This is a genomic window from Pseudomonas sp. SJZ131 (assembly GCF_007828705.1).
In the GTDB taxonomy this organism is placed as follows: Bacteria; Pseudomonadota; Gammaproteobacteria; order Pseudomonadales; family Pseudomonadaceae; genus Aquipseudomonas; species Aquipseudomonas prosekii.
Map to the genome: position 1 here is coordinate 54,532 of NZ_VIVC01000002.1, position 12,972 is coordinate 67,503.

General features: G+C 52.5%; 8 protein-coding genes. 7 read left to right on the plus strand and 1 reads right to left on the minus strand.

All coding sequences use genetic code 11. The annotated features are described in order from the left end of the window. Positions 1-96 precede the first annotated feature (96 nt). The 7 genes from FBY12_RS07160 to FBY12_RS07190 all read left to right on the plus strand — a co-directional run bounded on the left by FBY12_RS07160 (position 97) and on the right by FBY12_RS07190 (position 12,625). Complete coding sequence (locus FBY12_RS07160) at positions 97-1,062, plus strand: inovirus-type Gp2 protein (protein WP_145252435.1); 966 nt, start codon at positions 97-99, stop codon at positions 1,060-1,062. A gap of 82 nt (positions 1,063-1,144) precedes the next feature. After that, positions 1,145-1,297 carry an inovirus-type Gp2 protein gene (locus tag FBY12_RS28130; protein WP_145253268.1) on the plus strand — a complete coding sequence of 51 codons (153 nt, stop codon included), beginning with the start codon at positions 1,145-1,147 and terminating at the stop codon, positions 1,295-1,297. Positions 1,298-1,791: 494 nt separating this feature from the next. Continuing rightward, entirely contained in the window at positions 1,792-2,703 is a 912-nt protein-coding gene (locus FBY12_RS07170; RefSeq protein WP_145253270.1) for a WYL domain-containing protein, read from the plus strand. Next, a complete protein-coding gene (locus tag FBY12_RS07175; protein ID WP_145252437.1) occupies positions 2,700-5,600 on the plus strand; it encodes an SNF2-related protein in 2,901 nt (966 codons plus the stop codon). The genes FBY12_RS07170 and FBY12_RS07175 overlap by 4 nt, the downstream gene beginning before the upstream one ends. Before the next feature lie 14 nt (positions 5,601-5,614). After that, complete coding sequence (locus tag FBY12_RS07180; RefSeq protein WP_145252439.1) at positions 5,615-6,097, plus strand: hypothetical protein; 483 nt, start codon at positions 5,615-5,617, stop codon at positions 6,095-6,097. Between the two features lie 16 nt (positions 6,098-6,113). Then, positions 6,114-9,251 (plus strand): site-specific DNA-methyltransferase, encoded by a 3,138-nt coding sequence (locus FBY12_RS07185; RefSeq protein ID WP_145252441.1) that lies wholly within the window; start codon positions 6,114-6,116, stop codon positions 9,249-9,251. Next, positions 9,251-12,625: a DEAD/DEAH box helicase family protein gene (locus FBY12_RS07190; RefSeq protein ID WP_145252444.1), complete on the plus strand. Its 3,375-nt coding sequence runs from the start codon at positions 9,251-9,253 to the stop codon at positions 12,623-12,625. The genes FBY12_RS07185 and FBY12_RS07190 overlap by 1 nt, the downstream gene beginning before the upstream one ends. Before the next feature lie 30 nt (positions 12,626-12,655). Here the strand turns inward: FBY12_RS07190 and FBY12_RS07195 are convergent, their stop codons facing one another. Then, positions 12,656-12,958, minus strand: coding sequence for a hypothetical protein (locus FBY12_RS07195; protein WP_145252446.1), 303 nt, complete (start codon positions 12,956-12,958; stop codon positions 12,656-12,658). Positions 12,959-12,972 lie beyond the last annotated feature (14 nt).

Genomic DNA, 12,972 nt, shown 5'->3' on the forward strand with positions numbered 1-12,972 from the left:
CTACTTTCCAATAGTCTCAAGCAGGGAATTGTCTCAGCAGTAAAAAATTACTCAGTGAGTACTTGGTGTGTTCATCACCCAACCAGGTACTCAACAATGCACTCACTCAACCCTACCTGCTGCACCAGCTTTTCCCAGTCTCAAGCCTCGATCAGGATCGAGCGACTTGTTGAATATATTGAGCGTACTGACAGGCCCGCCTTCGAGGTCATTCAGTCTCCATCGGGAGACGAACAGGTACATAGGACCAAGCTCTCCAGATACTTCGACTCGATGCAGCAGATGCTTGATCTCTTCTATGATGATCAAGCCTACGCCTACAGCGAGCACCTGCGAGCCTTCTGGCAAGCGTGTCAGGACATTGGCTTGGAGCGTAGTCCTATAGGTCTGACCTGCCTGAATAAGCAAGGGACGGGATACCTGGATTTCCACCACGCCATGAACGTGCTGGTCGCTCGGATTCGTCAGATAATCCGAAGCAAGAAGTTCAAGCGTAAGGAGAATGACCGCCGCTATGAGGCCAGCCAGAAGCAGGCCATGCTTACTGAGTACGTGGGACGAGTACTGGATCGCTATTCCCGAACGGTTGTGGTGCGTGTGGACCTGCACTACCAAGCGATAGCACAAGCACGTCTGCGTATCGAACATGTGTTCGAGGACCTGGATTTGCTGGTCCGTGCAAGGGAGCGAAATCCGATCTTCAAGCACGAGACGGGCTATATCTGTTCAGTCGAGCAAGGAGAGGATAAGGGTTTCCACATCCATGCGGCCTTCTTCTTCAATGGTGCTGAGGTGCGTAGCGACTTTAATAAAGCTAGGGAGATTGGGGGGCTGTGGGAGCAGATCAGCCGTGGGCATGGGTACTGCTACCGCTGCAACGATGACAAGGACCGTTACGGCGATGAAGTAGGTGTCGGGACGATCCGGCGAGCTGACACTCAGGCGTGCGGCAAGGTTATCAAGGCCATGCACTACCTCACCAAGGACACTCAGCATTTACGTATCAAGCCGGCAGGGGCACGAATCCTTCGCACTGGTCGCGTTCGACGGGCAACTGCTTGAGTGCTATCGATCAGCATCATCGTTCTGGTTCTGATTTGCCGAGGCGGTTATCTGCTATCTGAATAAGACAGCGTAATCAGTCATCTCCAGATTCGTCGATTCTTTAACCGTCAGAACCCAATCAGCACGGGAGCGCTCCAAGCACCTAAATGGCTCTGCACATCAGACACAGGTGCGTTGGTGCTGGGTCAGTAAAATTGGGCGAGAGGGGCGGCCGCATTACCACTTCGTCTGACTGCTCAACAAAGATGGGTACCACACCGTGGGGCGCTTTCAATCAGCACGAGAGAATACATACCGCCGTCTTCGAGCTGCATGGGCCAGTGCAGCAAATGGTTTGCGATCAGTGCGAGACATGGCCACCTGCGAGTATTCGTCATCACGGTGTGATGGCGGCAATCAGCGTGTCGCCGCGTTGGATGGTCGCCAGCTTGGTCTCAGGATCCACCGCGCCGATCTCAAACCACCAGTTATCGCAAGAAGCGGCAATGTTTCCTTGCGGGCTGACGCGATTTGGGAGCGGAGATTAAACGTCGGCTCGGCCTTGCAGTGCCGCGTCGAGACCTTGAGATGGGTGTCGACGAAGTTCCGCGTGGAGGCTCCTCGCGGCATAACTCAATTAGGTAATCAAAATGATCACCACTATATAAATAAAATGCGACCGTGGACGGATTTTTAAGCATTCAATATACTTTGCTCGACTATTCGTATCAGGCTTCGCTAACTCGTATGACGATCATGAACCTGCTTGCTGAGCTCACTCAGCCACAGCGTGACCGCTTGGCCTTTATTGAACTGCGTGTGCGCTTCGTCGGGGAGATTCGGAGACAGGATCTAGTAGACCGGTTCGCCATCCAGTCCGCTGCGGCTACCCGAGATCTTGCGCTCTATAGAGAGCTGTCCCCGGGCAATATCGACTATGACTCAAAGGGCAAAACCTATGTCTTGGGCGATGATTTTCATCCGCTGTTCGACTACCCTGCCGAAAGAGTAATGTCGTGGCTGACACAGGCCTTCGGTGATGGTGAACCGCTGCAGCTCAAAACCTGGATCCCCAGTGAAATCCCGTCCCGCTTGACCAATCCCGATCTGGATGTGCTGTCGAACGTAACCCGTTCCATCCATCTGGGCTGCCCTTTGTCCATCGAATACCACTCCATCTCCAGGGGTAAATCGAAGCGAGAGATTGTGCCTTTCGCCTTGCTAGACACCGGCCTGCGCTGGCATGTACGGGCTTTTGACCGCAAATCCCAAGAGTTTCGTGACTTTGTGATCACCCGGATCAAGCGCCCGCGTTTGCTCAAGGGGGAGTCGTCCGCACCACATGAACTGAGCAATCAGGACATACAGTGGACGCGGATTGTCGAGTTGGAGCTGGTTCCGCACCCGGACCGGCCGCATCCGGAGATTACTGAGATGGATTACGGCATGCAGGGCGGCGCATTGCGAATGAGACTGCGCGCTGCAACGGCGGGCTATGTGCTGTGCAAATGGGGCGTGGACTGTACTCCGGATCATAGTCTGCGAGCGGCAGAGTACCGTCTTTGGTTAAGGGACTCATTGGCTATCTACGGCGTGAAAAACGCTACGCTGGCTCCGGGTTATTCGGAGCCTGGGCGCGCGGCTGGAGCAAAGAAATGATTACTTCCTATCACGCTAAGTATTATGCGCACGAACTGACAAGACGCCATGCTGCCGATGGTGTTGGCCGCCTCTCTCAGTCTCTGTTCGACGCGAGTGTCGATCTAAATCCCCACCAGATCGAGGCAGCATTGTTCGCTTTACGAAACCCCTTGCAGCAAGGGGTCTTGCTCGCTGACGAAGTGGGTCTGGGCAAAACTATCGAAGCCGCGCTGGTTGTATGTCAGCTATGGGCGGAGCGCAGTCGCAGACTGCTGATCATCGCACCGGCCAGCCTGCGCAAGCAGTGGGCGCAAGAGTTGTCAGAGAAGTTTGCCGTGCCGAGCACTGTGCTGGATGCCGTGGCACTCAAGAAACAGTCAGCCGGCAATGCACTTGAAACCTTGCAGCATCTCGTTGGTAAGTCAGTCCTCATTATGTCCTACCAGTTTGCTGCCCGGCTTGAGGCCGAGCTGCGTGCAATTCCCTGGCATGTGGTGGTTCTGGATGAAGCCCACAAGCTTCGTAATGCACATCGTCAGAGCAACCGCACCGGCCAGGCCCTGCGCCGGGCGCTGGAGGGCCGCAAGAAGTTGCTGCTTACAGCGACGCCGATGCAGAACTCACTTATGGAGTTGTACGGCCTGTCCACGCTCATCGATGAGCATCTGTTTGGTGATGAAAAAGCCTTTCGAAAGCAATACCTGAACAATCCCGCGGGATTGGAGGAGTTGCGAGGACGCCTTAAAGGTTTCACTCAACGCACTTTGCGAAAGGATGTGTTGGAGTACATCCAGTACACCGAACGCAAGGCTATAACCCAACCATTCAGCCCCACAGATGACGAGCAAGCGCTTTATGACCAGGTCTCAACCTTCCTGCTGCGCGAGCATTCTTTTGCCTTGCCCAAAAGTCAGCGCCATCTCACTGGTCTGATTCTGCGCAAACTGCTCGCCTCCAGTACTCCGGCCATTGTCGCCACGCTGATTACTGTCCGGGCTCGGCTGGAGCAGATGCTGGTAGACGAGGCCTCGGCAGAGCAGATCAACCTGCTGGAGCAATGGGTAGAAGAGGATGACCTCGAAACGGACTATCTGGAAGAAGAGCCCGGCTCGGATGACCTGCCGCCTTCAGAGCTGGTTGTTCAAAAACCGGAGCATAAAAAACAGTTTATCCAGACAGAGATAGATGAGCTGACCGGCATCATTGATCGCGCACATGGGCTGCGTAGTGATACCAAAGCTCAGTCCCTGCTCACTGCTTTGCAACTGGGCTTTACCAGCATGGCTGAGCTTGGGGCCTCGCGTAAGGCGATCATATTCACCGAATCAAAACGTACTCAGGAGTATCTGCATCAGTTTCTGTCTGCCAACGGTTATGACGGCAGGCTGGTGTTGTTCAGTGGCACGAATAATCATCCCGATTCCACTGTTATCTACCAGCAGTGGCTGGCTACACATAAAGGTACTGATCGGGTAACCGGCTCCCCCCAGGTGGACCGCCGTACCGCGCTGATCGACCACTTTCGCCAGGGTGATGGCAGTGGTGCAGAAATCATGATTGCCACAGAGGCTGCTGCTGAAGGTGTGAACCTGCAGTTCTGTGCTTTGCTGATTAACTACGATCTCCCGTGGAATCCTCAGCGAGTCGAGCAGCGCATAGGCCGTTGCCATCGCTATGGCCAAAAGTTTGATGTGGTGGTGATCAACTTCCTCAATACCCGCAATCAGGCAGACCAGCGCGTACTGGAATTGCTGACTGAAAAATTCAGCCTGTTTTCCGGTGTGTTCGGTGCAAGTGATGAAGTGCTGGGCAGCATCGAAGGTGGCCTGGATTTCGAGAAACGCATTCTGCAGATCTACAACACGTGTCGTCAGCCGGAACAGATTGAAGCCGCCTTCAATGCGCTGCAAATGGAGCTGGAAGAAGCGATCAATGACCGCATCAAAGACACGCAGTCCCAGCTACTGGAGAACTTTGATGAGGATGTTCACGACCGGCTCAAGTTACGACTGGATGAAGCCGAAGCCCGGCTCGACAGGGTTGGGCGCTGGTTCTGGGGCGTGACCCGCTATGCCTTGAACGACCGCGCGCAATTCGACGAGCAGTCCTACGCCTTCTCCCTGAACCGCCCGCCGAATAGTATTGCGACAGGCCGCTACCAACTCATTCGTGGCGCTGCGCAGCCGGACATGCTGGCGCACGCCTACCGTCTCAGCCACCCGCTAGGGGAATGGAGCATTGATGCCAGCCTGAGCGCTGCTACGCCCATCGCTACATTGACGCTGGACTACGGCAAACATGGTTTACGCGTTTCCGTAGTGGAGAATCTGTGCGGCAAATCCGGCTGGCTCATGCTGACGCGGCTACAAGTCACTGCCTTTGAAACCACAGAGGTGCTGTTGCTCTCTGGCCTTACGGACGATGGCCAAGTGTTGGATCAGGAAATTTGCGAAAAGCTGTTAAGCATCCCCGCGGCGGGTAAGCCTTCCTTGCTGCACGCAGCTGTGCCAGAAGCTCTAGCTGCCAACAATCAGCGCGCAGTCGAAGCTACCATTGTCCATATGCTGGAAGCCAACCAAAGTCTGTTCAACGAGGAGCGCGACAAGCTCGAACGGTGGGCCGACGACAAGCTGCTGGCCGCCGAGGAAGCCTTGAAAAACACCAAGGCGCGCATTGCACAGTTGAAGCGTGACGCCCGCAAGGCTGCCACCTTGCAGGAACAGGACGACATTCAGCGTGAACTGTCAGAGCTGGAGCGTAAGCAGCGCCGTCTGCGGCAGGAGATATTTGCTGTCGAAGACGAAATCATCGCCAAGCGCGATGAGCTGATAGCAGCACTCCAGACAAGATTAAATAGTAAGTCAAGTCATGAAGTTCTTTTTGCATTTCACTGGCAAATGTCATCTAGTATTTGAGAGGGGTTCCCGTAATGGCGGATTTTTTTGCTAAAGCAATAAGTAAGGATGAAACTTCCGATGCTATCGTGGTTTCATTTGGACGTCAGTGGTTAAAAAAAATAAAGGAAAAAGAAGTTTCGTTGGTGCTTAGGAGGAGAGCTCCGGTTAAAATTGAGCCGCGCTTGATGTACATGCATTTCAATTATCCATACGGTGCTATATGTGCACGAGCAAAAATAGATTCTTTAGAAAAAATATCGTTAAATACGGCTCTAGAAAATGCAGAGCAATTATCTTTGACCAAAGAAGAAATATCCCAATATTTTGGGGCTCTTGATGATATGTACTGCTATAAGGTTTCTGATATTGTCTTTTCTGAGAAGCCAATAACTTCTAGTGATTTTAACTTGCGACTTAAATACCATCCCCCGCAAAGTTTTATAGTCCTTTCCATTAAGGCGACGATGATTTTAAATGAAATGTGGGCGGGTGTAGACGCCAAAGCCGACCTTTAGAGAGATTGATGTATATATGCGATATTTCATAGCGTTTTCTGAAAAGATAAAAGAAATTTTTCAAATTAACAAGCCGGAGCTCGACTTCGGAGTTTACCGTATCCTCAATGCCCGGGCAGGGGAGATCAAAAACTACCTGGAGCACCGGCTATTAGAAAAAATGCAGTCGGCTCTAGCGTTAGATGCGGCTGCCAGCGTCCAACAGTTACAAACAGACCTGCAAGAGGCCGAGAAAAATGCCAGAGCGCTCGGCGTAAGCCCAGATGGCGTGCCTAAAGTGCAAGAGTTACGGGCCAAACTGGTAGAAGCTACAGCCGGTAACTCCGAGCAGGAAAATGCGGTATTTTCACATTTACTGACATTCTTCTCCCGCTATTACGATAGTGGCGATTTCATCAGTCAGCGCCGCTACAAGGGCGATACCTACGCTATCCCCTACGCGGGCGAGGAGGTAATGCTGCACTGGGCCAACAAGGATCAGTATTACACTAAGAGCGGCGAGAATTTCAGCAATTACAGCTTTAAGCTGGAGGACGGTCGTACAGTCCATATCCGCCTCTCCACTGCCGACACCGCTAAGGATAACCGCAAGGACAACGACAAGGAGCGCCGCTTTGCGTTGTCCCAACCGAAGACCGTTAACCGTGTGGACGAGAACGGCGAGGAGTACGAAGAGGACATCCTGCCGGTGAGTGAAGTGGACGGCACAGACGGTACGAAGGAACTCATCGTCCGCTTCGAATACACCGCACAGCCGAAAGGCACCAAGCAGGAGACGCTGGTCACGAAGGCGGTTGAGGCCGTGCTGGCAGACGCCGCCGTCAAAGGACGGTGGCTGGCGCTTGGTAACCGTGCACCGACAGAGAAGAGCCCGCAGCGCACGCTGCTGGAAAAACACCTGACGGATTACACAACCAAAAACACGGCAGACTACTTTATCCACAAGGACCTGGGCGGGTTCCTGCGTCGTGAGCTGGACTTCTACATCAAGAACGAAGTTATGCATCTGGACGATGTGCAGAACGCTGGCGTGTTCGCGGATATCGAGAAGAACCTGCGCATGATCCAATGTCTACGTGCCATCGCGCTAGAGCTGATCGCCTTCCTCGCGCAGTTGGAGGACTTTCAGAAGAAGCTGTGGCTGAAGAAGAAGTTCGTGGTCTCCAGTCACTACTGCATCACGATGGATCGGGTACCTGAAGCTTTATATACCGACATTGTTGCCAATAAACTGCAGTGGGCGCAGTGGAAAACGCTGGGTGTGTGGTCGGGCGATACGCCGGGGACGGTGGAGGACTTGAAAGCCGCGCCGTATCGGATGGTGGATACCAGTCTGTTCGATGTTGAGGTCGTGCATAAGCTGGTGGCGAGCATCGAGGACATTGATACAAGCGTGAATGGCTTGCTCATTAATGGCGACAATTTTCAGGGACTTTCTTTGTTGCAGGAGAAGTATCGTGACCGTGTGAATTGTATTTACATTGATCCGCCGTATAACACGGATGCTTCCGCCATTATTTACAAGAATGGATACAAAGACTCCTCCTGGCTTTCTTTGATTCAGACTAGGCTTGATCCAGCAAAACGTCTTATGCAAGAAGATGCGCTGATTAGCGTCGCCATTGATGACCAAGAAGCGTCTCCGCTAGTTCAAATTCTTAACTCGACATTTGAGAAGCAAATTGGTGTTGCTGTTGTTAAGTCAAACCCTCAAAGTCGAAAGACGAAGGGTAAATTTTCCCCTGTTCATGAATATGCGTTCTTTTATGGGAAAAGTGGTAAGTCTCTGCCGTATACAATTGGATATAGCGCAAGTAAGGCTGCTCGATACCCGTTGGAAGACGAACAAGGACGATACTCATGGATGAATTTTATTCGTGCCGGAAGCAATGATAGGCGTATTGATCGCCCTAAACTTTATTATCCAATCGCTGTTAATAAACAAAATGAAATAAGAATTTTGGGTATGGAGTGGAGTGACGAGGCGCAAGAATATCTATTGCTTGAGTCGCCATTAGAGGACGAGGTCCTAGTTTACCCAAATAAAAATATAGACGGCCGGATTGTCGAAAAAAACTGGCAAAGAGGACATAAGCGAGTATCCGGAGAGTACGCGGAGCACAGGGTTCGTCGAGGGAGTAATGGTGAAATTTCTGTTGACTTTAAGACGCGGATGGATGATGAGGCACCGCCAGTCACCTGGTGGGATAAGGGCGAATACGCTTCTGCTAACTATGGTACTTCTGAATTAAAGGATTTCTTTGGCGAAAAGCCATTTGACTTCCCGAAAGCAAAGAAGCTTGTCGAGGACGCTATTCGCTCATGTGGTGCAGCAGAACCTGAAAGTATCACGTTGGACTTCTTTGCAGGTTCAGGTACCACTGGGGAAGCCGTACTTCGAATTGGGCGAGAAACAAAAGCAGCGCATCGCTTTATTCTTGTTGAGCAAGGAAGCTATTTTGATACGGTCGTCAAACCGCGAATGCTGAAGGTTGTGTATTCCGCCGATTGGAAAGACGGCAAGCCGACTGCGCCTGATACCGGGGTTTCTCACTGCTTCAAGGTTATCAAACTCGAAAGCTACGAAGACACGCTGAACAACCTGCAACTGCGCCGGGGCGCCAAGCAGGGCGAAACGCTGTCCCTGTTGAATCAGCAGGCCCAGGACGACTATTTGCTGAACTATATGCTGGATGTGGAGAGCCGCGACTCATTGCTTTCCGTGCAGGATTTCAACAAGCCCTTCGACTACACCCTGAACGTGGCGGTCGATTCGGCGGGCGCGTTTGAGCCGAGCAAGATCGATTTGGTCGAAACCTTCAACTATCTGATCGGGCTGCGAGTCAGGCATATCGATGCGCAACCAGCGCGTGGATTTGTCACCGTCACTGGCACGCTGCCCAGCGGCGAGAGCTGCCTGGTGCTGTGGCGTGACTGCGAGATGCTGAATTACGAAGGCGTGAGCAAACTCTGCGACCGGCTTGCCATTAACCCGGCAGATAACGAGTTCGATGTTGTCTACATCAACGGCGACCACAACATCCCGACCGTATTGATGCAGAATGTCGAGGAAGGCGGCGCTATTCGCAGGCTCAAGCTGCTCCAGATAGAACCGGAGTTTCTGCAGCGCATGTTCTCGGTGGAGGACATCTGATGGCGCGTCCCCGTAAGACCATGGCCACTGCAAGCGCAAGAAATGGCGGTAAAAAGCGCAGCTTTCACCAGGAGCTGGTACTCAATCGCTGGATGATGGGGTTCTTCAAGGGCGGTAACCTCGGTGCTTTAAAGTTGCGACTGATCGATGACCGACATGAAGGTATCGATGAGGACGGCCAAACTAAATTCTTCCACGAGCTGACTCGCAATCTGTTCGAGGTAGATCGAGTATCGGAAGCTGACTTGCGGCGATATGACCTGAGCATTGTTGGTCACTGGCAAGCCATTACCGCTCAGCGTAATAAGCTGGAAGGCCATGAATTGCAGATGAAGTACTTTCAGTATCTGTCGCTGCTGTTCACCGAGATCTATCTGGACTGGTATTTCAACAAACGTCAAGCCCTGCTGGATGGCCTGAATGAGGAGATGCTGCGCTACCGTGCGGAGTCGGGTGCGGAACAATTCAAAGCATTCGAGGCGGACGATCTAAACAAGATCGCCTTCTGGAACGCTACAGGTAGTGGTAAGACGCTGCTGCTGCACGTCAACATCAGGCAATACCTGCACTATTTTCAGGCTGGCCAGCGTGAGCACTATCCGAGCAAGATCATTCTGCTTACGCCCAATGAGGGCTTGTCACGTCAGCATCTGGAAGAGCTGCACCTGTCAGGCTTCGGTTTTGCGCAGTTCTTCAATAAGGCGCAGAGCCCTGCACGTGGAACCATTGAGATCATCGACATCAACAAGCTTGGTGACGAGATGGGGGATAAGGTTGTTGCTGTGGATGCATTCGAAGGCAACAACCTGGTACTGGTGGACGAAGGCCATTCCGGGACAGGTAAGGCAGGTGGCGCTTGGATGAGCCGGCGCGATGCGCTGGTGCGCGGAGGCTTTGCCTTCGAGTACTCGGCTACTTTCGGGCAGGCTGTAGCCAAAGGAATGACCGTGGCTGCGGCGGAAGAAGACGTCCAGAAAAAGAAATCCAAGATGCTGTTCGAGACAACCAGCTTGAAGAAGTTGGACGACAGCCAGTTGGCGCAGATTGCTCTGAGCGGCGAGGAAAAACGCCAGGCACGTATCTCTGCCACCCGTGAAATCTATGCCAAGTGCATCCTGTTTGATTACTCCTACAAGTTCTTCTACGAAGACGGCTACGGCAAGGAGTCGTTGATTCTGAATATGAGCGGCGAGGCCTACGAGCAGGCGGACTACGCCCAAAAATACTTCACTGCCTGCCTGTTAGCGTTCTATCAGCAGCTCTGGCTGTGGAATACACACCGCGACAAGCTGACCGATTTCAACATCGAAAAGCCGCTGTGGGTGTTCGTGGGCAACAGGGTATCCGGTGAGGAGTCGGACATTCTGGAGGTAGTGAATTTTCTTGCCTACTTCCTGAACAACGATGCGCAGATCAAGACCTGGTTGGCCGATCTGATTGCTGACCGGGCGCAAATTCTTGATGCGAAGGGCAACAATATCTTCAAGGGGCGTTTTACTCCGCTCATGAGCTTCGTTGGAAAGCCAGAAGATTTGTATGCCGAAATTTTGCAGCGAGTGTTCAATGCGCAGGCCAAGCAGCGGCTGAAGCTGGTCAATATCAAGAGCAGCAAAGGTGAGCTGGCCTTGCGGGTGGGTGATGCTGAACCTTTCGGCCTTATCAATATCGGTGACGATGCGGGTTTTTTTGGCCTAGCAGAGAATGTCGATGATTTCGATACTGAACGCGACGATTTCGGCGGCGCACTCTTTGGCACTCTGAACAACAAGGACAGTCAGCTCAACATGCTGATTGGCTCGCGTAAGTTCACAGAAGGCTGGAGCAGTTGGCGTGTCTCCACCATGGGCCTGCTCAATATGGGGCAGGGGGAAGGCTCGCAGATCATTCAGTTGTTCGGGCGCGGCGTGCGCCTTAAGGGCATGGGCTTTTCGCTCAAGCGGAGCTTGCCAAACGAGCGGCCAAAAGGTGTGCATTTGGACAAGCTTGAAACGCTGAATATTTTCGGAGTGCGCGCCAGCTATATGGCTACCTTCAAAGATTATCTGCGCGAAGAAGGTATTACCCCCAGTGACGAAATCCTGCACCTGGAGTTCGAAACCAGGCCGAACCTGCCCGCTTGTACGCTCAAGACGCTGACATTGAAGGATGGCTACAAGGACAACCAAAAGTTGGGATTCAAGCGTACTCACTTCCCTCTGCTGTACGAGATTCCCGAAGCGTTTAAGGACAAGATCAAAGATCCGCATGTGGTACTTGATCTATATCCACGAGTTGAAGCGCTGTCCACGCAGGATAAAGCTGTGGTGGCCACCGCTGAAGCACGCCATAAGGGCAAGATAAACGCGTCGCTATTCACGCTCTTCGACTGGGATCGCATCTATCTAGCCTTACAGGATTACAAGCTGCAACGCAGTTGGAGCAATCTGCGGCTGGATCGACATAAACTGATCGATTTCTGCGCGAGCTCATCTGACTGGTACACGCTATACATTCCTGCGGCGGAGTTGTCGGTGGCGGGATTCAATGACATTCGTAAGCAGGAGGACATCCTGATTCGTCTGCTTACGGATTACACTGATCGCTTTTACAAGGCGCTGAAAACCGGTTATGAGGGGCAGTTTTACGATGTGATCCGTATGGATGAAGACCACGGATCAATGCTGAAACTCTACCAGTTCGAGATCGAGAACACGGATGACGGTCTGGAATACCAGGAAAGGCTGGAAGTGCTGAAAAAGCTGGTTGCTGACGGCAAGATTGGTGAGGCCAGCAAGTGGAATGCCCCGCACATGGTTGCTATTAGTTTTGATCGCCATCTGTACTATCCGCTGTTATCACTGGAGGATAAAGACGCGGTACCGTTGAAGATGCGCCCTCTGGCTTTTGATGCGCCAAGCGAATGGGATTTTGTTCGGGATCTGGAGGAGTTTTACAGTTCGCCCAAGGGCCAAGCTGCCATCGGAGCACGCAGTCTTTATTTGCTGCGCAATGCTGATAGTGAAGCGAAGGGGCTGGGCTTTGCGCTGGCTGGCAACTTCTATCCGGACTTCTTACTTTGGCTGGTGGACGATGACACGGGCAAGCAATGGCTGAGCTTTGTAGATCCTAAAGGCCTACGTAACCTTGACCTGTCGCATCCAAAGCTTGGACTTTACAAGGAAGTGAAGAAGCTTGAGGCGACCCTGGCGGCCCAGGCTAAACCGGGTGAACCTCCCTTGGTCTTGAATGCTTTTGTTCTGTCTCCAACGAAGTTCTCTGATCTGCTTAATGTCGCTGACCCAACGAAGAAGGCTGAACTGGAGGATCGCCACGTGTTGTTCATGGAAGACGGGCGTGACAGCTATTTGAGTAGCATGTTTGCACGAATTGTCTGAAATGACCGATAGCTCACTGGCTTTCAGGAATTACAGCCAGTGAGCAGGGGGCTCAATCGCATAGTTTTTTGCAACCGTGTTCAGCGTGGCGATGATCTCGGCATGCCGTGCCAGGTCGGCAGACTGCCAGTTAGCACGGCGTTCCAGTAGACCCTTCAGCTCGCTCAAATTGTACATGCCAAGGCGGTGGAAATTACCCCAGCTCGGAATGCCGAACAGGTTATAGATAACTACAGTGGCATCACGCTCACTGGCGAGGCGCTTCTCGCCTGTTAGCTTCTCGGCGGCTTCTTCAGCTTCGTCGCGGTCGTCGTAGGTGTTGAGTAGTTTCATCGTCGTACAAAATG

Coding starts and splice junctions, on each gene's coding strand:
- FBY12_RS07195 (WP_145252446.1), bottom strand. CDS start 12,958: ATGAAACTACTCAACACCTACGACGACCGCGACGAAGCTGAAGAAGCC.
- FBY12_RS07190 (WP_145252444.1), top strand. CDS start 9,251: ATGGCGCGTCCCCGTAAGACCATGGCCACTGCAAGCGCAAGAAATGGC.
- FBY12_RS07185 (WP_145252441.1), top strand. CDS start 6,114: ATGCGATATTTCATAGCGTTTTCTGAAAAGATAAAAGAAATTTTTCAA.
- FBY12_RS07180 (WP_145252439.1), top strand. CDS start 5,615: ATGGCGGATTTTTTTGCTAAAGCAATAAGTAAGGATGAAACTTCCGAT.
- FBY12_RS07170 (WP_145253270.1), top strand. CDS start 1,792: ATGACGATCATGAACCTGCTTGCTGAGCTCACTCAGCCACAGCGTGAC.
- FBY12_RS07175 (WP_145252437.1), top strand. CDS start 2,700: ATGATTACTTCCTATCACGCTAAGTATTATGCGCACGAACTGACAAGA.
- FBY12_RS07160 (WP_145252435.1), top strand. CDS start 97: ATGCACTCACTCAACCCTACCTGCTGCACCAGCTTTTCCCAGTCTCAA.